Here is a 24706-nt window from a genome sequence, read left to right as displayed (position 1 = left end):
AAAGCCGGTTTTTTGTTTCTGAAGAGATTTACTTGTCTTCATCAGGCAAGGTGACATTCAATTCCAAAACGGATAAATCGTCATCTCGTTGCTCCAACGCAACAGAGACTTGTTCTGGAGAGATATCCACGTACTTTCGGATAACCTCAAGAATATCTTGTTTTAACTGGGGCAAGTAAGTCGGTTCAGAGCACCCTGCGCGGCGGCGCTCAGCGACAATGATCTGCAAACGCTCTTTTGCCATAGATGCAGATGCTTTCTTTTTCGGACGGAAAAACTCCAGCAGTGCCATGTGTTACCCTCCAAAAATGCGTTTCAGGAACCCTTTCTTCTCTTCTTCCAAGAAGCGGTATGGGCACTCATTGCCTAGTAGGCGACTAATCGCATCGGCGTAAGCCTGACCCGCATCAGATTCTTCATCCAAGATAACAGGTTCACCTTTGTTTGATGCATGCAACACCGACGGGCTTTCAGGGATCACGCTCAGCAACGGTATACGCAAAATATCTTCGACATCCGAAACGCTCAGCATTTCACCACGATTTACACGGGCTGGGTTATAGCGTGTCAGCAAAAGGTGCGTCTTCACAGGTTCTTCACCATTTTCTGCGCGGCGAGACTTGGAATCGAGAATGCCCAAAATACGGTCTGAATCGCGTACAGACGAGACTTCCGGATTAGTTGTCACGATGGCCTCATCAGCAAAGTATAACGCCATCAGGGCGCCTGCTTCGATGCCTGCTGGCGAGTCGCAGATAATGAAATCAAAATCCATGGCTTTAAGGTCATCTAAAACGCGACCGACGCCTTCTTTGGTTAGCGCATCTTTGTCGCGCGTCTGAGAAGCAGGCAAAACAAATAGATTATCAATGCGCTTATCTTTGATCATTGCTTGGTGAAGATTCGCTTCACCATTGATGACGTTCACAAAGTCGTACACGACGCGGCGTTCACAGCCCATGATGAGGTCAAGGTTACGCAGACCAATATCAAAATCGATAACGGCTGTTTTCTTTCCAGCTTGCGCAAGGCCCGTAGCAATGGCTGCACTTGACGTGGTTTTCCCCACGCCGCCTTTGCCAGAAGTGATTACGATAATTCGAGTCATTCCTCAATCCTTTGGATAATTAGAGTGTGAGGTGTTCAATGTTTAAAGAGTCTTCTTGTAGCGAAACTTTCACCGGGCGAGCAGCATACTGCTCAGGGATGGATTCGCTAAGCCAATATGTTCCTGCAATTGAAAGCAATTCAGATTGCAGGTTTTGGCAGAAAATACTGGCTTCTTTTTGGCCACTAGCACCCGCGATAGCGCGTCCACGAAGCACGCCATAAATGTGAATACTGCCATCAGCGATGATCTCCGCACCAGCGCTAACGTGATTAAGCACGACCAAGTCGGCATTTTTTGCATAGACCTGCTGCCCAGAACGAATAGGCGTCGTGACGACTTTCGTTGGGGTTTGGATAGGATCATTCACACGGGTTTGTTTCGCCGGGTTCATGACCGCAAGTCCCGCGAGTTTTGCCGCTTCACGACAAGTATTTTGTTTGCACCCTGTGACACCAACGACCAGCATACCGGTCTGTTCAATGGTGGCTTTTAACGTGATGAAGTCCGGTTGTTGATGCAATCTTGAAATATCAACAACCACAGGTGCACCGTCAAAAAATGCGGGGGCCTGCAGGACTTTATCGGACAGCACTTGTAATGCACCATCTAAGTCATCATCCATTAGATGAAGCACAGAAAGCGTAAATGAACTGCCTTTTAGTTCGGCGTTTTTTGTCATGAGATTTTGTCCAGATGGCAGTTGTTTGATCTGATGTGCGCGCTTCAACGTTTCTCATGAATAAAATTGGCTCAAACATGAGAGGCTGGCGGGACAGAAATATCAATGTGCAAAAGAGGCGAATACAATTTCCGCTTCATCCCAAGAAATATCAGGGTCACGCGCATTATCAGACAGTGTTCAGCATGGTATATTCATGGATACTTTGCGGCAAGAGCCAACGCCGATTGTGGTGTTTTTATCGCCGAATTTGTTACATTTTTCTAAGCGGTTTCTCTTTATTGGGAAATTGCAACTCTGTGAGGTACAAGGTGTATTGCGCAATCTATAAAAGCAGTAAAAAAGATTCGACCTATCTTTATGTTAATCGTAAGGATGATTTAGGGGATGTGCCTCAACAATTGTTACAAACTTTTGGGAAACCTCATTTCGTTATGATGGTCAACTTAGATAAGAGAGAGAAACTGGCTATTGCCGATCTTGATAAAGTAAAAGAGAGTTTGCAACGCGACGGTTTTTATTTGCAGCTACCACCTCCGATTGATCAAGTGCTGCAACACATTAGAGCAAACAATACCAAGTTATAAAGGAGCGCTATGCGTAAAGGATTGATAGGGATCCTCATTGGGGCTGCGTTGTCTTTGTCAGCGCCCGTGATGGCCGAGAAGCCAAGTTTTGACAACTATGTCACTGGCCTAAAAGAAGAGGGCGCAACGAAGGGAATTGATTCGTTACTGCTTGAGCAAGCATTTGATGGTATTCGCTATCGAGAAAGGGCGGTTAAAGCAGATCGTAACCAACCTGAAAAGCGTTTAACGTTAGATGAATATATTCCGCGTGCCGTGCCAGATTGGAAAGTGAAAAAAGCACGTCGTTTATATGACGAGCATTACACTGATCTTCAACGTATCGGCGAAGAATATGGCGTGCAGCCACGCTTTCTTGTCGCGCTTTGGGGAGTGGAAAGTAACTTCGGTGCGTTAACCGGTAATTATAATGTCGTTGAAGCGCTTGCTACATTGGCATACGACGGGAGGCGAGAAGCTTTCTTTCGCAAAGAAGTATTTGCGGCATTAACGATTTTGCAAGAAGGCCATATTGCACCAAGCAACATGAAAGGTTCATGGGCGGGTGCCATGGGGCAATGCCAGTTTATGCCTAGCTCTTTTGTTGCATTTGCTGCTGATGGCAACAATGACGGAAAAAAAGATATATGGACGTCAAAGCCTGACGTATTTGCTTCATCTGCGAATTATTTAAAAAATGCAGGTTGGGATAGCGAATACACTTGGGGACGTCAGGTAAAAGTGCCAGTAGGCATTGAGAAAGAATTGTCAGGATTAGGTCAAGATAAAGCTAAAACATTAGCAGAATGGCAAGCGTTAGGTATACGTCGTATGAATAACACCTCGTTGCCTGATGTCGATATTAACGCCTGGTTGATTCAGCCTGATGACGAATATGGACGAAGCTATTTGGTTTATGGAAATTACCAAAGCTTGATGAAATGGAACCGTTCGCACTATTTTGCAATTGCCGTAAGCCACTTGGCCGATAGGATTAAGTCTGGCTAGCTGATTAGATTAGCCTGCAATGATATGCGTTAATTACCTTAAAGTTATCTGTGGTATTTTTATTGATGGTCGCATGATAAATGCGACCATCACGCGAGCATAGGGCAACGAATTAATCACTATTGCAATCGTATCCAGACCATTAGGGTTGGGATAAAAAAAGGGGCGAAAGCCCCTTTTTTTTGTACAGCCTGACGCTATTTCGCCACAAACCGATGACAATTAATGCGCAATTACAGCAGGAAGTCTTCGATCTTCTTGCCGCTTTCAAGTGCTTCTTTTATTGTTTTTGGCGTACGACCTTGGCCAGTCCACGTTTTTTCTGAACCGTCTACGTCAATGTACTTATATTTTGCTGGACGAGCAGCACGCTTAGATTTTGGTTTAGCACCACCAAGAGTCGCCAGCAATTCTTCTGGGTCAATACCGTCTTTGATCAACATCTCACGATATTTCTCAAGTTTTTCTAGACGCTCTTTTTCTGCTTCATTAGCTTCTGCTTCTGATTCTTCACGCTCTGCAACGACAGCTTGCAGTTTTTCCAGAGCTTCTTGTAGTTGTTCCAGAGTAAGTTCACGCGCCACGGCACGAAGGCTGCGCAGATTTAACAATACTTTCAGTGCATCAGACATTATGCCTATCCTATTCTCTCGTTTATAATAATTAATTACCGTACTAAGAGTAGCAAGAATAATTAATTCTTTGCAATGTTTGCTTAATTAAATTCAGTAATATTAGATATCGAATTTAAGAAAAGTGCAAACTTAAATAAACCTTATTCGCTTTTTCCTGAAAAAAATCGGATGACTTATCCGTGGGGTGTACAATAAAGCCGTCATGCGTGTTTGACTTTGCATGCGTTGAGAGAGAAGAGATTGACGGTTGTAGGTGATTTGTAAATACCATGCACTTAATGTGTAAAATCATTTAGATGGTTATTGCAATGTCCTCGATGTCACATACAATACGCAGGCTTTATGCACGTAGAGGTGCGCTATTTATCAGTAACACATTTTAGGGTGATGCCGTTGAGAATGTGAGAAAGGAAATAGCGCCGAAGTAGGATTTTGCTTATCAAGCTAATCTGCTGGGGTTGTGCTCTAACAGACACAACACTGCCATAGTATTGGGATTTAACTATGGAGCGCTACTGTAGGGTTTAAGAATGTGTTTAACCATTGTTATTTATTAATTGGTTTCCATTTCTGCAGTAGATCTCCAACCTTACAGGTTGATATAGAGATCATGAACTTAATCGATTTTTCCGCGTCTTCTTTATCGGTATTGCCCGCGATTCTTGCGTTGGGCCTCGCCATTGTTACACGTCGTGTTTTGTTATCATTAGGGCTGGGTATTCTCTCCGGCGCATTGCTACTCAATGACTTTTCTTTGTCGGCGACCACGTATTATCTTACCGGGCTTGTAAAAGGCCTTTTTATTGATGATGGCAGCATTAATAGCTGGAACATGAGCATTGTGGCTTTCTTAGTCTTGCTGGGTTCCCTTACTGCACTTATCACACTTTCCGGTGGCACACGTGCATTTGCTGAATGGGCGCAAACTCGCATTAAAAGTAAGCGCGGTGCAAAACTTCTGGCAGCATTTCTAGGCGTATTCATTTTTGTTGATGACTATTTTAATAGCCTAGCGGTTGGCGCCATTAGTCGTCCTGTGACTGACCGTTTTCATGTGTCGCGTGCGAAACTCGCTTATATTCTCGATTCAACCGCCGCGCCAATGTGCGTGATCATGCCGGCTTCGAGTTGGGGTGCATATATCATTACGGTGGTTGGCGGCATTCTTGTTAGCCATGGCGTGACTGATTACAGCCCCCTCAGTGCATTCGTGCACATGATCCCAATGAATTTCTATGCCATTTTTGCTTTGCTAATGGTGTTTGCGGTTGCTTGGTTCCAGATGGATGTGGGCCCTATGCGTCGCTTTGAATACCAAGCATCGACGGGCAGTCGTTTAGGTGATGACGAAAATAGCGGTCCGTCATTAGATGACGAACTCGGTATTGAAGAAAGCGAAAAGGGCAGCGTGGCCGATTTAGTGGTGCCGATTGTCGTGCTTATCGTGGCGACCATGTCTTGGATGGTGTATTCGGGCGCTCAAGCGTTAGAAGCCAATGGTAAAGCTTTCTCTATTCTCGGTGCATTTGAAAACACCGATGTGGGCATGTCACTGTTGTACGGCAGTGCAATGGGTCTACTGTCAGCATTGATCACTGTATTCAAACAGCGTATTCCAGTACCTGAAGTTGGCCAAACCGTTTGGATTGGTGCCAAATCTATGTTCGGCGCTATCTTGATCTTGCTGTTTGCGTGGACGATAGGCAGCGTGATTGGTGATATGGCGACGGGTAAGTTTTTGTCGACCTTGATCCAAGGTAACTTGTCGCCACAACTTCTACCTGTATTGCTGTTCTTATTGTCTGCTGCAATGGCATTTTCAACCGGTACCTCATGGGGTACGTTTGGCATCATGCTGCCAATCGCAGGTGATCTTTCTGCCGCCACTGATATTGCGTTAATGCTGCCGATGTTGTCCGCTGTACTTGCTGGTGCCGTGTTCGGCGATCACTGCTCGCCAATTTCAGATACCACCATCTTGTCAGCAACCGGTGCACGTTGTGGACACATTGACCACGTTTCTACGCAGCTACCGTATGCGCTGGCTGTGGCGCTGGTGGCCGGTATCTCTTACTTGGTGCTGGGCTTCACGGATTCGCTGTCGATTTCGCTGTTGGCAGGCTTCTGTGCCTTTGCCCTTGTCTGTGTGTTCTTTGGTTGGTTATCACGCCGCCCAGGCAAACTGGCTTAATCTATTTTTCAATAACCTCCCTTCGGGGAGGTTTTTTTATGCCATTTCGCGGCCTGTAACGCTTTTACCCTTTCGCTTTTTTCGGTAGCATGCCTGCGTCTTTTTTCGGGAGAATCCAATGGCCCAGTTGTATTTCTATTACTCTGCAATGAATGCAGGTAAGTCGACAACGCTCTTGCAATCGTCGTTTAACTACCAAGAACGTGGAATGAACCCACTGATCTTTACGGCAGCAATTGATGATCGTTACGGTGTGGGCAAAGTGAGTTCTCGTATTGGGCTTCAAGCGGAAGCACAATTGTATTCCCCAAATGATGATATCTTTGCCGCTGTTAGCGATATTAACGTTAACAACAAAGTGGACTGTTTATTGGTTGATGAATGCCAGTTCTTGACCAAAGAGCAGGTTTATCAAATCACCGAAGTGGTTGATAAGTTGAATATCCCGGCGCTTTGCTATGGTCTTCGTACCGATTTTCGCGGTGAGTTGTTTGCTGGTGCACAATACCTATTGGCGTGGGCAGACAAATTGGTTGAGTTGAAAACTATTTGCCATTGCGGACGTAAGGCTAACATGGTGATCCGCACTGATGCCGACGGCAATGCAATTGCAGATGGCGATCAGGTTGTGATTGGCGGCAACGACAGATACGAGTCGGTATGTCGAGTGCACTACAAAGAAGCGCTTGGAAAATAGCGTATTCTTAGAAAAATATGAAACATAAAAAAAGCGGCTGATGAACAGGCCGCTTTTTTGTTTTTCCTTCTGACTTATCCACGATTATTCGGTGAAATACTCCGCTACAGAGCGTGTGCTGGTTTACAGCCGAGAAGCGAGGGGAATCACCGTGACTCTGTCTCCGACTTCAGCACATTCAACTTCGGGTGACACTTCAATCAAGCAGTTCGCCTCGCTCATTGAGCGTAGAATACCCGAGCCTTGTGAGCCGGTTGAACGCACTTCCATTTGCCCATTGGCGCCAAAGCTGTAAATCCCACGGGTATATTCGCTTCGACCTAAACGAGAGCGAATGCGCTCTTGGCAGATGGCGGTCAAGCGTTCAGGTTGCCAGAATTGATCGCCCTGCATTTTGCGGATGGCGGGTTCGACAAACTGCAAGAAGGTGACCATGACAGCCACCGGATTGCCGGGGAGGCCGAAGAACGGCACATCACGCAATTTGCCGAAAGCGAGAGGTCGGCCCGGGCGCATATTCACTCGCCAAAAATTGATGTCGCCCATTTGGCTTAATACGGTTTTGATGTAATCCGCATCGCCCACGGATACGCCGCCTGATGAAATCACCAAGTCAGCGTTTTTGATCGCATTCGTTAGTGTGGATGTCAGCGCTTCTTCGCTGTCTTCAACAATTCCCAAGTCCAGCAATTCACAGCCTAACTGGGTTAGCATCGCACGCAACGTATAGCGATTTGCATCATAAATGCAGTGAGCATTGGGTGCAGAGCCGGGCGCTTGGACTTCATCGCCAGTAGAGAAAATAGCCACGCACAGAGGGCGATAACATTCGGCTTTGGCTAACCCGAGCGATGCCAACATGCCAAGTTCAGCCGCGCCGATGCGCGTGCCTTTATCAAATACCACGGAGCCCTTGCGCAGGTCTTCTCCGGCTTGACGCACATTTTGACCCGGTCTGATTGCCCCTTTGCGGGTATCGAAGGTGATGGTGCCATTCACATCTTGCGCTTGCTCGCGCATGACCACGGTATCTGCGAGTTCGGGTACGGGGGCGCCTGTCATAATCCGCACGCATTCCCCCGCTTTGATTGATTTGTCATAGCCGTGTCCGGCAAACACCTCAGCAATCAGTTGGTAACTGTCTCTGCTTGTGTCGTCACTTCGGATCGCATATCCATCCATCGCTGAGTTGGTGGATGACGGAACATTGACAGGTGCAATAATGGGCTCTGCAAGTACGCAGTGATGCAACGATTCAAGGTTAAGGGATTGCGCGATACTCGGCTCAGAAATCGCGTTGAGTATTTTTTCGCGTCCTGCGTCGACCGAGAGCATGGTCGGGGAAAGGGAATCACACGTGGCAGTTTGCGCTTTGTGTCCTTCCATCCAGCGAAGAATAAACGCCGTTATCGCAGAAACATCATTGATATCCAACACAGGAAGCGGCGTCTCTGGCGCACTGTCACACGCAATCGCGATGATGTTTTTGTCTTCATGGTGAAGCCAAGGTTTTTCTAGGGCGTGACGGTTTAACTCGATTTTCGGAAATGCTTCGCGCTTAAAGCCTTCCACCAAAACGAGGTCGGCACGGGTTTGATCAAGACGGCCAAGTAATTGGTTGAGGCTGGTTTCTTCTTCGGGGGTTTCTGTCATCAAGGCATGGCGATTACGAGAGCTGATGAGCATTTGTGATGCGCCCGCTTTGCGAAGACGGTAACTATCTTTACCGGGCTTATCGACATCAAACTCATGGTGTGCGTGTTTCACCATGGCGATACGTACGCCCGCTCCAACGAGCTTTGGGATCAGCACTTCTAACAATGTTGTCTTGCCCGTACCACTGAATGCTGCAAACCCTAATAGAGGTAGTGAGCAATTGGACAGGTTCATGAAAGGGCTCCGAACTTCTCCAATTCATCAGGGGTATTGAGGTTAATGAATGCATCGTGTTCGTCGCTGAAATCCACGTAACGGGTGGTACACAGGTCGTAAAGCATCACAATTTTCCGGTCGCCATTAGCAAGGAAGCGATCGAGGCGTTCGAAAACATCGCGCTTCATCATGGTGACCACGGGCTGAACGGATTCACCATCATGTGCGACCACAATCTCAGTATCGGCTTCAATAGCGTTAACTAACTTCTCGATCAAATTGTGTGGCAGGTTCGGACAATCACAAGGTACAAACCCTATCCACTCGCTGTCGAGGTGCGACATTGCGGCGTGCATACCGCCAAGTGGGCCAGGAAAACCCTCAAGTACGTCGCCAAAAACGGGACCGTATTGTTGATAGGTTTCTTTATTGCGGTTGGCGTTTATCGCGATGTTGGCTCCTTGCTCCGTCAACCGTTGATGGACGTAATCAATCAAGGGTTTCTGATTTAGAGTGACGAGTCCTTTGTCTTGGCCACCCATGCGTCGGGCTTGTCCTCCGGCGAGAATGACCCAGGTAGTTTTAGAATGCGAAGGCATGGTTATCCTTGTCGATAATATTCAGTTTGGGTTTATGGATCAGGCGTTGGTTTTCAATCAGCCATTGCTGGTTACAGCATTCTGTTAATTTGTTGGGATGGTGGCTGGTTATCACCAAGCTTGCCCCGCGGTCGAGCAAATCATCAATCATCTGTTTTTGTGCGTCGATGGCGTCGGCATCAAGGTTAGCGCAAGATTCATCCATCAGAAGAATTGACGGGTTGAGTGCCCAAGCACGTGCCATGGCAACCTTTTGCTTTTCGCCGCCAGAGAGCACTGAAATATGCTCGTGACTCAGGGTTTCTAACCCGATTTTACGCAGGGCCTGCATTGTAAGCTGGCGTTGGGTTCTTTGACAGAAATGCTTGCCTTTCAGGCCATAAGCGACATTTTCGGAGACCGTACCGTCAAACAGGTAAGGGGTTTGGTGCATGTAAATTACCCCGCTTTGTCCTGTAAACCCCGCTAGACGTTGCAACCAAGATGGACGTTGAAGATTCAAAGAGCCCTTGGTGGGTTTTTGAATGCCGGCCATGACTTTCAGTAAGCTGGTTTTACCGATGCCGTTTTGCCCCGACAAATAGATAGCGTCACCCGGGCAGACTTTTAGCGAAGGGATGTGAAACAGTAACCTGTGTTTGTATTTCACAGAAAGGTCAATTGCTTCCAGTATTATCTGACTCATCATTGCCCCTGCTTATGTCCGTAAATAGCCATTGCCACGAGCAAAACTAATGAAAAAATTCATCGTCAATGCCAGCACTAGCAACACCATGCCGAGTGCAACGCCTTGTGCAAAAGCGCCCTTTGATGTTTCAAGTGCAATCGCGGTAGGGATGTTGCGGGTATAGTTCAGTATGTTGCCGCCAACCATCATGGAGCAGCCAACTTCCGTAATTATTCGGCTAAATGCCGTGATAACCGCAGCCAGAAGCGGGAAACGAATTTCCCACATTAGCGTCGCCATGGCGCGTGGAATGGATGCGCCCAAAGTGTAGGCTGTTTCCCATGCACGGCGATCACTGTTTTGAAATGCAGCATGCATCATCGAGACCAGTATGGGTAAGCTGATCAGAATTTGCCCCAATATCATGGCTCTTTGGGTGAATAACATCTTCCAATCGCCCATAGGGCCTGCACGTGATAGAAGCATGTAAAGCAAAAGCCCAATAACAACGGTAGGGACAGATTGGAGCGTGTTAACCAGTGACAGCACAATCCATTTGCCGGGAATTTCCCAATAGGCGAGCGCGAAACTGAGTAAAAGAGCAGGCAGGATCACCAGCCCAATAGCAACCAATGACACCGAAAACGACACCCCAACAATACCCCATAGCGTGGTATCACCGCTAAACAGCAAAGCAACCGCTTGTCGGGTAGTTTCCAGCATGTCCATTAGCTTGCGTCTGCCACAAACAGTTGCTGACCGTTAACCTTGAAGGTATCGATCATTGCCTGCGCTTTGGGATTCACCAACCAATCGCTCAGGACTTTTGCGCCTTGGTAGTTCAGATCCGGATAACGGCTTGGGTTAATCAAAATCACTTGATACGGGTTGAACAGACGCGCATCGCCTTGGACATGTACATCTAGGTCCATTTTGCTTTGATAAGCCAGCCATGTGCCTCGGTCGGTGAGGGCATAGCCTTGAAGTTCATTGGCCATAGTGAGCGTAGGCCCCATGCCTTGTCCTACCGCTTTGTATGCGGAAAAATCAGGATGAACACCAGCGGCCTTCCAAAGGAGCAACTCTTTCTTGTGTGTGCCTGAATCATCACCGCGAGAAATAAAGTGCGCGTCGGCACTCGCCACTTTTACCAGTGCGGCTGTCACATCTTTGCTGGCTTTGATTTTTGCAGGATCGTTTTTTGGCCCAACAAGAACGAAGTCGTTGTACATTAGGCCACGAGGGAGCACCCCAAAACCTTGGTCAACAAAGCTTGCTTCCGCTTTTGGCGCATGGGTCATCACAAGGTCAACATCACCATTTTCGCCCATTTTTAGTGCTTTACCTGTACCTGCAGCCAGCACCTGTACGTCATATCCCGTGTCTTTTTTGAATTCTGGCAGGAGAAAATCCAGTAAGCCTGAATGGTAGGTACTCGTTGTCGTCGCCAACCGAACGATCTCTGCTGCACTCACCGTGGCAGAGAATGAAACAAGGACTGAAAGTAGTACAAACGCGTTTGTTTTTTTTATTAAGCTCATTATGTCTTCCTGACAATGGATGATTTTTTAATATCGCTACTGCGATAGCCTCATTAAACCGATGAGGTTAAATGTGGACAAAGCAACAAAAATGCCAAATTTATATTTCAGATGTAAATTGTCATAACCCACTAAAAATAAACAATAATATTTTATGCCTCTTAAGCGAGTGACCAGATTTGCATGCATGCCTACATAGCGGTTGTATTGGACTGAGTCAAAATGTCGCATGTATGATGTAAGCCACTGAGAGAATATGGACTTTCACCCGATGAAGGATGCACTGCAGCAATTTGGTTTCTCCGCCTTGGTGGTCGATGACGAGCCGGGTATGCGCGCTATCTTGAATAAAGCGTTATCGAAGAAGCTGACCCAGGTTGAAACCGCGTCTTCTTTAGAAGAAGCGGAAGCCCTTCGAAAGCGAAATCACTTCGATTTGCTGATTGTAGATATCAACTTGCCAGGACGGTCGGGTATTGATTGGCATGAGGCGTTTAACGACGACGAGCGGCGCAGCGACATCATTTTCATGACAGGCTATGCAGAGCTGGAAACGGCGATCAAAGCGCTGCGGGCGGGCGCATCTGACTTTATTCTCAAGCCCTTTAATCTCGAACAAATGCTGCAATCAGTGCAGCGTTGTCTCGATAAACGCATGATAGAAAGACAAAATGTGGCGCTTCAACGTGATGTTGCTCGTTCTTTCCCTGTCGATATCATCGGTGAAGCCCCCAAAACGCTAGCGATGCGAGAAGTCATTTCTCGTCTTGCCCCTTCTCCCGCCGCCGTGTTGATCGAAGGCGAGTCGGGAACAGGTAAGGAACTGGTTGCACGCGCCCTTCATGCTTTGAGCCATCGTAGTGGTCCTTTTGTTCCCCTCAACTGCGGTGCCATTGCCCCTGAATTGCTCGAAAGCGAATTGTTTGGCCACGTTTCGGGCGCGTTTACTGGTGCACGAAAAAACAAAGACGGCCTGTTTCGAGTCGCTGATAAAGGCACGTTGTTTTTGGATGAGATTGGCGAGATGCCGCTTTCGATGCAGGCTTCGTTGCTCCGGACTTTGGAGCAAAAAACCATCCGTCCGGTGGGCGCTGAGCGTGAAGTCAGTGTCGATGTTCGTATCGTCGCAGCGACTAACCGAAACTTGCATGATGAAGTGGAAGCAGGGCGTTTTCGCAAAGATCTTTTTTATCGACTCAATGTATTGTCGGTAGAACTTCCCCCACTGCGTGAGCGTGTCGAAGACATCGGCTTATTGCTTAATCATTTTTCGGATGTGCTCGCACGGGATCTTGGGCTAAAGCCTGTGGTGTGGTCGGAAGAAGAGTTTGTCGCGATGAAACATTACGACTGGCCAGGAAATATTCGAGAGCTGAAAAATACCGTTGAACGTGCGATTTTACTAGGCAAACCTGACCTTCGCCATTGGCAGGGAAACTCTGTCCCCGCCAGCGATAGTGTGGAGCATGATGTTTGCTTGATATCCGAAGGTTCAGAAACTGGCTATCCACTTTGCTGGCCGCTTAAAGACGTTGAAAGAGCTCACATTGAGAAGGTGGTTGACGTCCATGAGGGCAACAAGTCTGCGGCGGCAAGACAGCTCGGTGTGGCGAGAAAAACGTTAGAGCGAAAATTCAAAGACTGGCTTGAAGAGTAAAGCCATCAAAGAGACGGCATCAAGGTTTAAAAGGGAGTGCGGGTAATGGCGTTATTTAAGAAGTGGCGACAGCGTTTTCGTACCATGGTGCGTTATCGTCTGCTGGTGCTGACTTCTGTGCCTATTATCATTACCTTGCTCGCGTTGATTGCGTTGACGCTTTACTGGACGGTGGCGTATTCGTGGAAGAATGCTTTGTCGGGTGTAAACGCAGACCTTGCTGTTGCGAGCAATAGCATGGAAGTGCTGCAACGCGAGCAGCGAAACCAACTTCATGCAATTGCAGACTCCCACGATTTTCAAACTCAAATCATCGAAGACCCTGGGCAAATTTCCGGTTGGGCGCAGTCTCGCGCCGACAAATATGGCGTTGATTTTCTTGCTGTCTATTCTGCTGGCGACATAGAACGATTACCACTGAGCTTACGGCAACCTTTGCAGAACGGCCAAGAGCGGACATTTTTTCAGGTCATGTCAGCGATTGAATTGGCGTCTATATCCGCAGGTTTGTCTGCCAAAGCTGAGATTCCGCTGTTGCAAGAGAATACCAAAGAATATCGCGGCCTAATAAGCCGAAGTTTGCTCCCTCTGTACAATGAAAATGGCGAGCTAGAATGGATCATTGATGGTGGGATCTTACTTAATAACAGTACAGATTTGGTTGATAAAATTCGCGATCTTGTCTTTCCGCTAGGCAAACTCCCAGAAGCCAGCGTGGGAACAGTGACGCTGTTTATGGATGATGTCCGCGTCAGTACCAATGTTCCGCTAGACAGTGAAAACAAATTTGGGCGAGCGATTGGCACACGTGTTTCTGATGAAGTGCGCGATACCGTGCTTATCGACGGGGATGAGTGGGTAAATCGTGCTTATGTTTATGACGCCTGGTATATCTCTGCCTATAAACCGATTAGAGATTTTAATAACAAGGTCATTGGGATGCTTTATACCGGTTACCTCGAGTGGCCGTTGATCAGCCGTTATCTCACCAATTTGATTGAGTTGGGGATAGGGGTGCTTCTGACATTACTGATCTCAGGATTGTTGGTTTATCGCGGTGCCAAAGATTTATTTCGTCCTATTGAACGCATTCACCGTGTTGTGCACCTAATTCGCTTTGATCAGGATACGCGAATAGGCAAGCTGGGTTTAGATCCGCAACACGAACTGGCTATTCTGGCTCGTCAGTTTGACAGCATGTTGGATCAGCTCAAAAAACAGCATGAGGAAATCCGTCAAAACGCACTGGAATTGGAAGACAAGGTCAAAGAACGCACGGCAAGCTTGCATGAAAAAACGGAAGAGCTAAAACAAAATATTAGCTTGCTTGAACAAACCCGAAACAAACTGCTGTTGAGTGAAAAGCTAGCAGCGCTGGGTGAACTCACCGCAGGCATTGCGCATGAAATCAATAATCCCACCGCCGTTATTTTGGGTAACATTGAGCTAATGGAATACGAGTTGGGGCAACATGCCGACTTGGTGGCCGAGGAAATGAGTACCGTACTGGCGCAAATAGACCGTATTCGCAATATCACCCGAAGCTTGCTGCAATACAGCCGCCAAGGCGGGGTGCAAGACACGGTGACGTGGCAACACGTGAACCCTGTGATTGAAGAGAGTGTCACCTTGGTTCGCTCAGGAACCAAAAGACAGGATGTCGAAGTGCTCACTGAGCTAAACGCCAAATGCTGCGCGGAGATAAATCGCCACCAACTGCTGCAAGTATTGGTTAACCTGCAGATGAATGGCATTCATGCCATGAACGACAAAGGTAAGTTGATCGTGCGGTCAGAGGATTGGATGGATGGCAGTGGTATGACTATAGGCGCCAAAATTTCCGTGCAAGATTTTGGTTGCGGCATTGCCAATGAAAACCTCACTAAAATTTTCGATCCATTTTTCACTACTCGTCACTCCGGTACAGGGTTAGGACTTGCTGTAACACAAGGGATTGTGAGTGGGTTGGGCGGTGAAATAAAAGTGGAATCCGAGTTGGGAAAAGGCAGTGTTTTTACGCTTTATCTTCGTGAGAAAATTCAACCGGATGACGAAATTACATCGCTGAACATGGTGGAGTAAAACACTGGCAGTTTACTCTGATGCCCACATTTGTTTTCCCGTATTACCAAAATGATAGCCACCAAACTGTTCGCTCTGTTTGAGAATGGAGTCCTCATCCAAATGGTGAACCAACTGCTGCACCAGTGCGCGAAAATAGATGTTTTTGGGGATCACCAGTTCAAATGCTTCATTGGCAATAGGGTGAAAAGCCAGACCAAATTCGCCTGCACCGCTTTGGCTTCCAAAGCCAATATCAGCCGCGCCCCGCGCAATGGCTGAACTGAGTTCCCGCTCGCTTAAACATTCCTCAACGGTATTGAGCTGACCGCGGGTCGTCCCGTTTTTAAATAGCCATTCATCTAGCGCGCGTGCACTGCCTGCGCCATCTTGCCGACCCGCCCAACGCCAACGTTTATCAATGAAATGATGTGGGTCTTGCAGTTTGTCAGCAAGTTCAGGGCGGGCGATGAGGCCTTGTTGTCGCTCAAAAGCATGGAGTAACACCCAATTTCGGTGACCTGAATATTGCTGGATCAGAGCAGGGTGACGCAGTTTGGCCTCTTCGGCATTTCCCCAATGAATAGCGCAAATATCAACGTGTCCTTTTTCGAGCATCGCTAGGCCTTGTTTGGTTCCTGTTGCGGTGTATCCCACCAATGCCGTGCTGCCGAGCGCTGCCGCCATCTTGCTTACAATGTGCTGAAGTAAAGGGTCATCAGAGCCTGCAATGAGTAGGCGATCGTTGAACACACCATTGTGGCTTGATTCAATCAACCATCGATCGAGCAGGTTCTTAGGAAACAGCCATTTGCCTGTGACTTTGGTGGCGGGCAATACCCCTTCATTGGCGAGGCTGTAGACTTTCTTTTCGTTCAGATCGAGGTATTCCGCAACCTGACGGGCATTCATAAATTGCGGAAATTCACTCATCGCGGCCGCCTTTTACATCAAACTCAATGTTTTCTGCGCCGTTAAAGACCTGAAAGCGATGACCTTTTGCCCGCGCGATCATGGTAATGCCGAGTTGCTTAGCAAGGTCGAGACCCATTTGCGTGACGCCAGAGCGAGACAGCAATACGGGGATGCCCATCTGCGCGACTTTGATGACCATTTCGGAGGTGAGTCGGCCTGTGGTGTAAAACACTTTATCGTCGCCGATTTCCCCATTCAGCCACATTTCACCGGTGAGGGTATCAACGGCGTTATGGCGACCGATATCCTCAACAAAAGAGAGAATCTCAGTGCCTTTGCACACGGCACAACCATGTACGGCGCCAGCGGCTTTGTAGGTGTCGTTGTGATGGGTCAACGCTTCTAGCAACCCATAGAGCATGGATTGTTCAATGTGCGGACGAGGCAGTTGCAGGTTCTCTAGCTTCTTCATTACGTTGCCAAACATGGTGCCTTGACCGCAGCCAGAGGTGACCGTTTTCTTCGACAAGGTTTCTTCGATATCCGCCTTTTGCTCACGTGTGACGACCGCGGCTGATTGGGTTTGCCAATCAATGATGACGGAATCGAGCGCGTCAGCGTCTTCAATCAATCCCTGATTTTTTAAATACCCCAACACCAGCATGTCCGGTCGCGCCCCCAGCGTCATCAAGGTCACTATCTCTCGCCAATTGAGATAAACAGTGAGTGCCCGCTCACAAGCGATCTGCTTGGTCATGGTTTCGCCGTACTCATCATGGACGGTCACGTCGATTGTCTGAGGAATATCTGTTTGCGTGGTAATAATTTTGGGCTGAGACATCGAACCGCTTTCCTTTTGCCTGAATGCTGGAGGGTAGGTAGCAAATCCTGTTCCAACCCTTCACGACTGGTATGTGTTTTGCTTTGTTGGGTGAATAAAACCGCATTTTTTCGCCAACCATGGCTAAGAGAAACGTCGCTGAAATGCGCTGTGCGGGGAAGATATCACCGCAGGAACAACAAGGAGTGATGTGTGACTGAAACAATAAAAGACCCACAATACTGGTTGACGCAGTTTGACCTTGAATCAACAGATGTTGATATAGGTCGTTGGAAAACAAAGCGTTGGTCTGTGGTCAATCTCCATCTTCCTCGGGAAGAAAGTGAACGCAAAGACGACATGATTTCTTTACCGCTCGAGCTATTTAAAGACGAGCGAACAGACTACCGATTTAACCTCAGTTCTCGCGATCCGCATGTGTTTTTTATCTTTGAAGTGAACGAAGACGAATCCCTCAAACCCTTGAAAGTGACCGCCTCACAAACCAGTGCCGCTAGCTTTATGGACGGTGATTATTTGGTGTTGTCAGAGACAATGCCACTGCCTATTCAAGCGTGGATGGAAGCCTTTATAGGGCGTCATGGAGAGTTGCTGGATGTGCGTAAGAAGAAGCGCAAAGGCGCAGGGAGGGCGAGTGGCAACTGATTCTTTTTTAAACCGCTGGTCAAAGCGAAAGCAGGCGATCGCTGACGAAGAATTGCGGGAACAAGAAACGGCGCTAGCGTCGGATGAATACCAAGCCATTGCTGAGTCTGAAAACCGACGTTTTGATTTACCCCATCAAGCTGAAAGCCTCATTTCAGACACCGAACTGATCGACGGCCAGCAAGGAGAAGAAGCGACCGATGTGCAAATGGCGCTGGACACTGTACAGGAAGTAGATGTCCCGCCAACGCCTGATATGGAAGACGTGGCGCGTTTGAAACAAGGGGATTCAGCGGCGTCATTTCTTGCCAAAGGGGTCTCTGCAGAAATCAAAAAAGCCGCGTTGAGGAAGCTGTTTCATACCGATGCCTACAACGTGTTGGATGGCATGAATGATTACGACCTTGATTATTCAAATAAGGCCTCTCTTTCTGCTGAAGTCGCGGCTAGCCTGCGCCAATGGACAAAAGAGAAAATCGAAGATGTCCAAGAAGGGAGTCAAATACCAGATCTTACTGACGATGAGTCCGTTCTAGATCAAACGGTTGAACAGGATGTCGAAAGTACGGCTGCAAAAAGAGAGACAAAAAGTACCCATGATGAAGAAAGGGACAATTTGTCTTACGAGGTGAGACAAATTGTCCCAAATGAAAGTGTGGATAATAATTCAGACGGATCCTGACTCCGTATTCGTCATTTTATTTCCTTCAAAACTGGTTCACTACTTGCTGTATCAATAGGGTCACAGGCAAAGGACGCGTGAAACCCTTGTCTGACAGCGCCTTACCACATTGGCGATGGCCTTGAGTAAATCAATGGCATTGATAACCGCCGATGTAGGGAATCAGCCCACGAGGTAACCCGCCGGGATGGCCGGTCACCATGGCTTAAAAGACGATGGCTAAGAAGACAATGTCGACAATAACTAAAATAACAACACTCAATCAATTGGTTGAGCAGACCACCGACGTGAACGGAAAAGCAAGACAGCATGCGCTGCGAGCGACTGTAACGCTGGGTAATTTGATACCGTCAACCGTGACCTTTGAAAGCCGAGGTTTGGCCTTGGTTGTTGGCGGTGGTGAAGCGGTAGCGTTGTTTGCTGCCCAGATCCCTACATCGCTTCGTGATCAAGCTGTTTTGGTGTGTACTGACGAATCCTCAAACGCGATCCCTCTTCCTGAAGGGATGGCATTTTTCTACGCGCGCGAGGTGCAAGTGGATGGCTTTCTTGGGGCGTTTGATGTGTTCATCACGCATACCTTGGTTAAGCAAAACTTGGCGCAAATCACCCAAGGCCATGAACACTTTGATTTGATTATTGATCTGTCGGAAAGGGGCTTTCATTTCGCTGAATTACCGCCCTTAGGTTATTACGCGGTTGGCCGAATGCTTGTGACATCAGACGATGCGCTTGAGGCGCTATCTGATATGACGGGCACATTCGATAAGCCCAAATTTTTCCGCCTAGATACCAATAGCTGCGCCCACTCGGCGCGAGGCATTGAAGGCTGCACCCGCTGTATTGATGCTTGCCCAGCCGATGCGCTGAGCTCGGTAGACAGCGCCATCACAATCAATCCCTATCTTTGTCAGGGCATGGGCTCTTGCGCCACAGCTTGCCCTACAGAAGCCATTAGCTACGCGCTACCAGACCCCGATAATACGCAACATTTTGTATTCCAGTTGCTGACGCATTATCGCGAGCAAGGGGGAGAATCCCCTATTGTTATGTTCTACGCCGAAGCCTCTGAAACGGAGTTGGCTGAGCAGTTAGCGGAGCTTCCTAGTCGTGTTATCCCCGTGCGGTTGGAAGAACTCGCATCGGTCGGTATTGATAGCTGGTTCAGTGCGCTGGTCTATGGCGCATCTCAGGTTGTGCTTGCGGCTTCTTCGTCACTGCCGGTTAAAACACGCAAAGTACTTGAACAAGAGCTCGCCGTCGCATCGTCGTTTCTCTCTTCACTCGGGCACAGTGCAGATCGTATTGCGCTCTCTTCGGTCACATCGCTGAGCACGCAAAACCTGTACAGCAATGCCTTGCTTGACCAAAGCAAAAAACTGGAAGGCAGTAAGCGCGAAAAATTGGCGCTAGCCCTCGACCTTCTTGCATCAAATGCGATGTTGGAAACTACCGTGAGCCCCGTGCCTGACGGTGCGCCTTATGGACGTATTGATGTCGCCACCTCGGATTGCACTTTGTGTATGGGATGTGTGGCGGTGTGTCCTACCGATGCGTTGCAATCCATTGGTAGCAGCCCCGGCATGACGTTTAGAGAGCAAGATTGCGTGCAGTGTGGATTGTGTGAACAAGCGTGTCCTGAATCAGTGGTCACCTTGGTGCCTCGTTATAACTGGGACGCCGCTACCCGCCAACAACGTGACATTGTTCATGAAGAGCCTGCCGCAAAATGCATTAGCTGCGGTAAACCTTTCGCGCCGGTTTCTATGGTCAACATGCTGATCGAGAAACTGAGCAACCATAGCCATTTCCAAGATGACGCCATCAAACGTTTGTCGATGTGCGAAGACTGCCGTGTCCGCGACATTGTCTCCGACATGATGGATAACCCAGACAAACAGTTGAAGGTATAGGAGGCGGATATGGCAATGCAAGAAATCACCATTGATGATGTAACAAACGAAGAAAACCAGATCCGCCAGAGCATTTACAGCTTGTTGGCGCATGTATTTCGTCAAGCGCCTGATGAAGCCTCACTGGCTTGGCTTGCCACGCTGGAAACAGAAGGCGACGAGCAGTCAGCCGGCATGGCAGCAGCTTGGTCGGTACTCAGATTAACCGCCAGCAAAACTACGACAACGCAGGCAGCCGATGAATATCAGCTGATGTTTATTGGCGTAGGCCGTGGCGAAGTGGTGCCATTTGGTTCTTGGTATTTGACGGGATCATTGATGGAGTTGCCGTTGGCACTGCTTCGTCAAGATCTGCGTCGACTAGGTTATGAACGCCAAGAAGACACCAAAGAGCCAGAAGATCATATCGCCGCATTGCTGGAAGTGATGGCTATGCTGGTGGAAGAAGAAAGTGACATTGAACAAGCGGCCTTTTTTAACCGCCACATTGCAGCATGGTGTGAACGGTTATGTGAGGACGTGAAACGGGCTGAACCTGCAGTGTTTTATGCAGCCGTTGCAGAGCTTGCCCAACGATTTTTAACCATAGAAAAAACGCGATTTACCCAACGTCCATGGTGACAAGCACGACCTCAACCTGACGTGGAATAAAAAGAACAAGGAGCAAGTAATGTCTGAAAACAAGAAAGATACAGATATGCAGAACCCGAATCGGCGCCAGTTTTTGACAGGCCTCGGGGTTGCAGCCGCAGCGGGCGCAGTCGCGACCGTTGCCACAGGAAGCGCTCAGGCTGAGACCATGGTGAAATCACCACAAGACAAAAAACCGTCGGGTTATCGCGAAACACAACATATTCGCGATTACTACGATTCCCTATAACCCAGCGTGAAGATGGAGTTTGACAATGAAACTAACGAAACGCTCTGATTCGGTCAGCAAGGACGAAAAACAGCTGGGTGTGTCGCGCCGTACCTTTATGCGAAATACCTCACTGGCAACAGCTGGAGGCATCGCGGCGGCAGGTATGTTTGCACCGGGCATGATGAAAAAAGCGGCGGCAAAAGACGCCGATCCTAATAAGCCAGTAGAGCAAAAGCGCACCATTTGTTCGCATTGCTCAGTGGGCTGTGGCGTGTATGCGGAAGTACAAGACGGGGTATGGACTGGGCAAGAGCCTGCTTTCGATCACCCGTTCAACCTCGGTGGACATTGTGCCAAAGGGGCCGCTCTGCGTGAGCACGGTCATGGTGCACGTCGCCTGAAATATCCGATGAAGCTGGTTGATGGGAAGTGGCAAAAAATCAGTTGGGACACGGCACTGAATGAAATTGGCGATCAAGTGCTAGAAATCCGTGAGCAATCGGGCCCCGACGCGGTCTACTTCCTTGGCTCGGCCAAACACAGCAATGAACAAGCGTATCTGTTCCGTAAAATGGCGTCGCTTTGGGGCACCAACAACGTTGACCACCAAGCACGTATCTGCCACTCCACTACCGTAGCGGGCGTAGCCAATACGTGGGGTTACGGAGCCATGACCAACTCTTTTAACGACATGCATAACTGTAAGTCGATGCTTTTTGTTGGCTCGAACCCTGCGGAAGCACACCCCGTTGCGATGCAGCACATCCTTATCGCCAAAGAGAAAAATGGCTGTAAGATCGTCGTCGCTGATCCTCGTCGCACACGTACTGCAGCGAAAAGTGATCATTTCGTTTCATTGCGTCCAGGGACAGACATTGCCTTTATTTGGGGCTTGCTGTGGCACATTTTCGATAACAACTGGGAAGATAAAGAATTCATCCATCAGCGCGTTTTTGGTCTCGAGGAAATTCGTGAAGAAGTTGCCAAGTGGCCGCCTGAAGAAGTGGAGCGTGTGTCGGGCGTTGGCCGTGATGACATGTACCAAGCAGCGAAAATTTTGGCTGAAAACCGTCCGGGCTGTGTGGTTTGGTGTATGGGTGGAACCCAGCACACCACAGGTAACAACAACACTCGCGCCTACTGTGTGTTAGAACTGGCGCTGGGTAACATTGGTAAATCCGGCGGCGGCGCTAACATTTTCCGCGGTCACGACAATGTTCAAGGCGCGACGGACTTAGGCGTATTGTCACACACCCTACCGGGTTACTACGGCCTGTCTGATGGTGCGTGGAAACATTGGTCGAAAGTGTGGGAGGTTGATCAGAAGTGGATTCAAGACCGTTTTGACCCCGCTGAATACAACGGTTCAAAACCTATCAATAGCAACGGTATTCCGGTTTCTCGCTGGATTGATGGCGTGCTGGAAGACAAAGACAAAATCGCGCAGAAATCAAACATTCGCGCCATGTTCTACTGGGGCCATGCAGTGAACTCGCAAACCCGTGGACCAGAAATGCGCAAAGCAATGGAAAAACTGGATTTGATGGTCATTGTTGACCCGTATCCGACCGTTGCTGCTGTCATGAACAACCGAAAAAATGGCGTGTATCTACTACCGACCACAACGCAATTTGAAACTTATGGTTCAGTCACGGCGTCAAACCGTTCGCTACAGTGGCGTGACAAGGTTATCGAGCCGTTATTCGATTCCAAACCTGACCATACCATCATGTATCTGCTGTCGAACAAACTCGGTTTCTCCGATCAGCTTTTCAAAAATATTGCGGTGAAAAACGACGAACCTGTGGTTGAAGACATCACCCGCGAGTTCAATCGCGGCATGTGGACGATCGGTTATACCGGTCAAAGCCCAGAGCGTATTAAAGAGCACCAGAAAAACTGGCATACCTTCAATACCACGACACTCGAAGCGCAGGGTGGCCCTGTCAATGGTGAAACCTATGGCCTGCCTTGGCCATGTTGGGGAACGCCAGAAATGAAGCATCCCGGCACCCACATTCTTTATGACACATCCAAAGAAGTCGCGCGTGGCGGCGGTAATTTCCGTGCACGATTCGGGGTGGAATTTGAAGGGCAAAGCTTATTGGCAGTGGACAGCTATTCAAAAGGCTGTGAACTGGAAGATGGCTATCCTGAGTTTACCGACAAGATGCTCAAGCAACTTGGCTGGTGGGATGACCTGACTGCAGAAGAAAAAACATCTGCTGAAGGCAAAAACTGGAAGACTGACTTATCGGGTGGCATCCAACGCGTCGCGATTAATCACGGTTGTATTCCTTTCGGTAATGCCAAAGCGCGCGCGATTGTGTGGACCTTCCCAGACCGTGTGCCACTTCACCGTGAACCGCTTTATACGCCACGTCGGGATTTGCTCCCCGAGTATGCGACCTGGGATGACAAAGCCGATATCTACCGTCTTCCTACTCTATACAAGTCGATTCAAGACATTGATGCCGCGAAGGATTACCCGATCATTCTGACTTCCGGTCGTTTGGTGGAATATGAAGGTGGGGGCGAGGAAACACGCTCTAACCCTTGGCTAGCTGTTTTGCAGCAAGAGATGTTTGTCGAAATCAACATTGTTGATGCGAACAATATCGGGATTGTTGATGGACAAGATGTGTGGGTCGAAGGCGCAGATAAAGGTCGTGTGAAGGTGAAAGCCATGATCACACCGCGTGTGTATGCAGGGCTGGCATTTATGCCGTTCCACTTCGGCGGGGTCTTCCAAGGACAAAGCTTGCTTGATAGGTATCCAGAAGGTGCGGATCCTTACGTGATTGGTGAGTCTGCTAATACCGCGACCACTTATGGTTATGACCCGGTTACTGTGATGCAGGAAACCAAAGTCACCCTTTGTAAGATCATTCCAGCGTAGTAGGGAGCATACATTATGGCCGATATGAAATTTTTGTGTGATACCAAACGCTGCATTGAGTGCAACGGTTGTGTCACTGCGTGTAGTAACGCGAACTCAGAAGTGGTTACTTGGGGCATCCAACGCCGCCGAGTCGTCACATTAAACGACGGTGAGGCGGGAGAGAATTCGATCTCCGTGGCTTGTATGCACTGTGCGGATGCGCCTTGCATGGCCGTTTGCCCAGCAGATTGCTTCTATCGTACTGAAGATGGCATTGTGCTTCACAACAAGGAAACTTGCATAGGGTGTGGTTACTGCCTGTTTGCTTGTCCGTTTGGTGCACCTCAGTTTCCGAAAACGGCAGCGTTTGGCGAGCGTGGCAAGATGGATAAATGTACCTTCTGTGCGGGCGGTCCTGAGCCTGATGGTTCTGCCAAAGAGCGTGAGCTTTACGGTGCGAACAGAATTGCAGAGGGCAAATTGCCATTGTGCGCCGAAATGTGCTCAACCAAAGCACTGCTTGCGGGTGATGCGGAGAAAATCTCTGCGGTCTTCCGTCAGCGCGTGGTAGAGCGTGGCGCGAAAGGTGCTGGCTGGACGAACGGGAATGATCTTGCCTATGACGCCACAAAAAGCTGATGAGCATGGAGAGCTGCTGGGTTCGTCCTAGCAGCATTAGGAGG

The 24706-nt window shown here is 48.6% G+C and carries 24 protein-coding genes and 1 riboswitch; of the genes, 13 read left to right on the top strand and 11 right to left on the bottom strand.

Annotated elements, in window-relative coordinates:
* Positions 1-28: 28 nt before the first annotated feature.
* Genes minE through minC form a run of 3 tightly spaced genes read right to left on the bottom strand, consistent with a single transcriptional unit; the run spans position 29 to position 1790 of the window.
* Positions 29-292, bottom strand: a complete 264-nt coding sequence (gene minE, locus AC3CIC_RS11035; protein WP_016961106.1) for a cell division topological specificity factor MinE — start codon at positions 290-292, stop codon at positions 29-31.
* Between the two features lie 3 nt (positions 293-295).
* Complete coding sequence (gene minD / locus AC3CIC_RS11030; RefSeq protein ID WP_016961107.1) at positions 296-1108, bottom strand: septum site-determining protein MinD; 813 nt, start codon at positions 1106-1108, stop codon at positions 296-298.
* Between the two features lie 19 nt (positions 1109-1127).
* Complete coding sequence (gene minC, locus AC3CIC_RS11025) at positions 1128-1790, bottom strand: septum site-determining protein MinC (protein WP_026023972.1); 663 nt, start codon at positions 1788-1790, stop codon at positions 1128-1130.
* Positions 1791-2101: 311 nt separating this feature from the next.
* Here minC and AC3CIC_RS11020 point away from each other — a divergent pair, with 311 nt between their 5' ends.
* Both AC3CIC_RS11020 and AC3CIC_RS11015 read left to right on the top strand, forming a co-directional pair.
* A complete protein-coding gene (locus AC3CIC_RS11020) occupies positions 2102-2377 on the top strand; it encodes a YcgL domain-containing protein (protein ID WP_017004264.1) in 276 nt (91 codons plus the stop codon).
* A 9-nt stretch (positions 2378-2386) separates the two neighbouring features.
* Positions 2387-3364, top strand: a complete 978-nt coding sequence (locus tag AC3CIC_RS11015) for a lytic murein transglycosylase (protein ID WP_488514622.1) — start codon at positions 2387-2389, stop codon at positions 3362-3364.
* Positions 3365-3597: 233 nt separating this feature from the next.
* On the opposite strand, the gene AC3CIC_RS11010 is transcribed toward AC3CIC_RS11015, so the two are convergent.
* Positions 3598-3996, bottom strand: coding sequence for an H-NS family histone-like protein (locus AC3CIC_RS11010; protein WP_016961111.1), 399 nt, complete (start codon positions 3994-3996; stop codon positions 3598-3600).
* A gap of 344 nt (positions 3997-4340) precedes the next feature.
* Positions 4341-4522: riboswitch (Lysine riboswitch) on the top strand.
* Positions 4523-4609: 87 nt separating this feature from the next.
* Here AC3CIC_RS11010 and AC3CIC_RS11005 point away from each other — a divergent pair.
* Together AC3CIC_RS11005 and AC3CIC_RS11000 are read left to right on the top strand one after the other, a co-directional pair.
* Entirely contained in the window at positions 4610-6190 is a 1581-nt protein-coding gene (locus AC3CIC_RS11005) for a Na+/H+ antiporter NhaC family protein (protein WP_488514621.1), read from the top strand.
* A gap of 118 nt (positions 6191-6308) precedes the next feature.
* Complete coding sequence (locus AC3CIC_RS11000) at positions 6309-6887, top strand: thymidine kinase (RefSeq protein ID WP_016961113.1); 579 nt, start codon at positions 6309-6311, stop codon at positions 6885-6887.
* 123 nt (positions 6888-7010) lie between these two features.
* Here the strand turns inward: AC3CIC_RS11000 and AC3CIC_RS10995 are convergent, their stop codons facing one another.
* Genes AC3CIC_RS10995 through AC3CIC_RS10975 form a run of 5 tightly spaced genes read right to left on the bottom strand, consistent with a single transcriptional unit; the run spans position 7011 to position 11566 of the window.
* Positions 7011-8777 (bottom strand): bifunctional molybdopterin-guanine dinucleotide biosynthesis adaptor protein MobB/molybdopterin molybdotransferase MoeA, encoded by a 1767-nt coding sequence (locus AC3CIC_RS10995; RefSeq protein WP_488514620.1) that lies wholly within the window; start codon positions 8775-8777, stop codon positions 7011-7013.
* Entirely contained in the window at positions 8774-9358 is a 585-nt protein-coding gene (mobA, locus tag AC3CIC_RS10990) for a molybdenum cofactor guanylyltransferase MobA (protein ID WP_488514619.1), read from the bottom strand. Before mobA ends, AC3CIC_RS10995 begins: the two co-directional genes overlap by 4 nt.
* Positions 9342-10043: an energy-coupling factor ABC transporter ATP-binding protein gene (locus tag AC3CIC_RS10985; RefSeq protein ID WP_488515906.1), complete on the bottom strand. Its 702-nt coding sequence runs from the start codon at positions 10041-10043 to the stop codon at positions 9342-9344. Before AC3CIC_RS10985 ends, mobA begins: the two co-directional genes overlap by 17 nt.
* 12 nt (positions 10044-10055) lie before the next feature.
* Positions 10056-10754: an ABC transporter permease gene (locus tag AC3CIC_RS10980; protein WP_394210488.1), complete on the bottom strand. Its 699-nt coding sequence runs from the start codon at positions 10752-10754 to the stop codon at positions 10056-10058.
* The gene (locus AC3CIC_RS10975) at positions 10754-11566 is read right to left on the bottom strand and encodes an ABC transporter substrate-binding protein (RefSeq protein WP_488514618.1); all 813 of its coding nucleotides are present in this window, start codon (positions 11564-11566) and stop codon (positions 10754-10756) included. The genes AC3CIC_RS10980 and AC3CIC_RS10975 overlap by 1 nt, the downstream gene beginning before the upstream one ends.
* A 271-nt stretch (positions 11567-11837) precedes the next feature.
* On the opposite strand from AC3CIC_RS10975, the gene AC3CIC_RS10970 reads away from it, so the two are divergent.
* A complete protein-coding gene (locus AC3CIC_RS10970) occupies positions 11838-13223 on the top strand; it encodes a sigma-54-dependent transcriptional regulator (RefSeq protein WP_488514617.1) in 1386 nt (461 codons plus the stop codon).
* Between the two features lie 45 nt (positions 13224-13268).
* Complete coding sequence (locus AC3CIC_RS10965; protein WP_488514616.1) at positions 13269-15305, top strand: sensor histidine kinase; 2037 nt, start codon at positions 13269-13271, stop codon at positions 15303-15305.
* A gap of 12 nt (positions 15306-15317) precedes the next feature.
* On the opposite strand, the gene AC3CIC_RS10960 is transcribed toward AC3CIC_RS10965, so the two are convergent.
* On the bottom strand, positions 15318-16217 hold the full coding sequence (locus AC3CIC_RS10960; RefSeq protein WP_394210480.1) for a substrate-binding domain-containing protein: 900 nt from the start codon (positions 16215-16217) through the stop codon (positions 15318-15320).
* Complete coding sequence (locus AC3CIC_RS10955) at positions 16210-17040, bottom strand: formate dehydrogenase accessory sulfurtransferase FdhD (protein WP_488514615.1); 831 nt, start codon at positions 17038-17040, stop codon at positions 16210-16212. Before AC3CIC_RS10955 ends, AC3CIC_RS10960 begins: the two co-directional genes overlap by 8 nt.
* Positions 17041-17232: 192 nt before the next feature.
* Here AC3CIC_RS10955 and AC3CIC_RS10950 point away from each other — a divergent pair, with 192 nt between their 5' ends.
* From AC3CIC_RS10950 to fdh3B, 7 genes are all read left to right on the top strand, one after another.
* Entirely contained in the window at positions 17233-17685 is a 453-nt protein-coding gene (locus AC3CIC_RS10950; RefSeq protein ID WP_488514614.1) for a DUF3305 domain-containing protein, read from the top strand.
* Entirely contained in the window at positions 17675-18367 is a 693-nt protein-coding gene (locus tag AC3CIC_RS10945; RefSeq protein WP_488514613.1) for a DUF3306 domain-containing protein, read from the top strand. The genes AC3CIC_RS10950 and AC3CIC_RS10945 overlap by 11 nt, the downstream gene beginning before the upstream one ends.
* A 230-nt stretch (positions 18368-18597) precedes the next feature.
* Positions 18598-20280: a 4Fe-4S binding protein gene (locus AC3CIC_RS10940; protein WP_488514612.1), complete on the top strand. Its 1683-nt coding sequence runs from the start codon at positions 18598-18600 to the stop codon at positions 20278-20280.
* Positions 20281-20289: 9 nt separating this feature from the next.
* Positions 20290-20901: a TorD/DmsD family molecular chaperone gene (locus AC3CIC_RS10935; protein ID WP_488514611.1), complete on the top strand. Its 612-nt coding sequence runs from the start codon at positions 20290-20292 to the stop codon at positions 20899-20901.
* 49 nt (positions 20902-20950) lie between these two features.
* Positions 20951-21160: a twin-arginine translocation signal domain-containing protein gene (locus AC3CIC_RS10930; protein ID WP_394210470.1), complete on the top strand. Its 210-nt coding sequence runs from the start codon at positions 20951-20953 to the stop codon at positions 21158-21160.
* A gap of 25 nt (positions 21161-21185) precedes the next feature.
* On the top strand, positions 21186-24041 hold the full coding sequence (locus AC3CIC_RS10925; RefSeq protein ID WP_488514610.1) for a formate dehydrogenase subunit alpha: 2856 nt from the start codon (positions 21186-21188) through the stop codon (positions 24039-24041).
* Positions 24042-24056: 15 nt separating this feature from the next.
* Positions 24057-24662, top strand: a complete 606-nt coding sequence (fdh3B, locus tag AC3CIC_RS10920) for a formate dehydrogenase FDH3 subunit beta (protein WP_016961129.1) — start codon at positions 24057-24059, stop codon at positions 24660-24662.
* Positions 24663-24706 lie beyond the last annotated feature (44 nt).

The sequence above is a fragment of the Enterovibrio sp. QJM3NY_24 genome, assembly GCF_057786035.1.
Note: the sequence above shows the minus strand (reverse complement) of the source record. Positions and strands in the feature narration are given on the sequence as shown.

Bases quoted from the DNA above. Each gene is read 5' to 3' on its own strand.
- minE (WP_016961106.1), bottom strand. From the start codon at position 292: ATGGCACTGCTGGAGTTTTTCCGTCCGAAAAAGAAAGCATCTGCATCT.
- minD (WP_016961107.1), bottom strand. From the start codon at position 1,108: ATGACTCGAATTATCGTAATCACTTCTGGCAAAGGCGGCGTGGGGAAA.
- minC (WP_026023972.1), bottom strand. From the start codon at position 1,790: ATGACAAAAAACGCCGAACTAAAAGGCAGTTCATTTACGCTTTCTGTG.
- AC3CIC_RS11015 (WP_488514622.1), top strand. From the start codon at position 2,387: ATGCGTAAAGGATTGATAGGGATCCTCATTGGGGCTGCGTTGTCTTTG.
- AC3CIC_RS11010 (WP_016961111.1), bottom strand. From the start codon at position 3,996: ATGTCTGATGCACTGAAAGTATTGTTAAATCTGCGCAGCCTTCGTGCC.
- AC3CIC_RS11005 (WP_488514621.1), top strand. From the start codon at position 4,610: ATGAACTTAATCGATTTTTCCGCGTCTTCTTTATCGGTATTGCCCGCG.
- AC3CIC_RS11000 (WP_016961113.1), top strand. From the start codon at position 6,309: ATGGCCCAGTTGTATTTCTATTACTCTGCAATGAATGCAGGTAAGTCG.
- AC3CIC_RS10995 (WP_488514620.1), bottom strand. From the start codon at position 8,777: ATGAACCTGTCCAATTGCTCACTACCTCTATTAGGGTTTGCAGCATTC.
- mobA (WP_488514619.1), bottom strand. From the start codon at position 9,358: ATGCCTTCGCATTCTAAAACTACCTGGGTCATTCTCGCCGGAGGACAA.
- AC3CIC_RS10985 (WP_488515906.1), bottom strand. From the start codon at position 10,043: ATGAGTCAGATAATACTGGAAGCAATTGACCTTTCTGTGAAATACAAA.
- AC3CIC_RS10980 (WP_394210488.1), bottom strand. From the start codon at position 10,754: ATGGACATGCTGGAAACTACCCGACAAGCGGTTGCTTTGCTGTTTAGC.
- AC3CIC_RS10975 (WP_488514618.1), bottom strand. From the start codon at position 11,566: ATGAGCTTAATAAAAAAAACAAACGCGTTTGTACTACTTTCAGTCCTT.
- AC3CIC_RS10970 (WP_488514617.1), top strand. From the start codon at position 11,838: ATGAAGGATGCACTGCAGCAATTTGGTTTCTCCGCCTTGGTGGTCGAT.
- AC3CIC_RS10965 (WP_488514616.1), top strand. From the start codon at position 13,269: ATGGCGTTATTTAAGAAGTGGCGACAGCGTTTTCGTACCATGGTGCGT.
- AC3CIC_RS10960 (WP_394210480.1), bottom strand. From the start codon at position 16,217: ATGAGTGAATTTCCGCAATTTATGAATGCCCGTCAGGTTGCGGAATAC.
- AC3CIC_RS10955 (WP_488514615.1), bottom strand. From the start codon at position 17,040: ATGTCTCAGCCCAAAATTATTACCACGCAAACAGATATTCCTCAGACA.
- AC3CIC_RS10940 (WP_488514612.1), top strand. From the start codon at position 18,598: ATGTCGACAATAACTAAAATAACAACACTCAATCAATTGGTTGAGCAG.
- AC3CIC_RS10935 (WP_488514611.1), top strand. From the start codon at position 20,290: ATGGCAATGCAAGAAATCACCATTGATGATGTAACAAACGAAGAAAAC.
- AC3CIC_RS10930 (WP_394210470.1), top strand. From the start codon at position 20,951: ATGTCTGAAAACAAGAAAGATACAGATATGCAGAACCCGAATCGGCGC.
- AC3CIC_RS10925 (WP_488514610.1), top strand. From the start codon at position 21,186: ATGAAACTAACGAAACGCTCTGATTCGGTCAGCAAGGACGAAAAACAG.
- fdh3B (WP_016961129.1), top strand. From the start codon at position 24,057: ATGGCCGATATGAAATTTTTGTGTGATACCAAACGCTGCATTGAGTGC.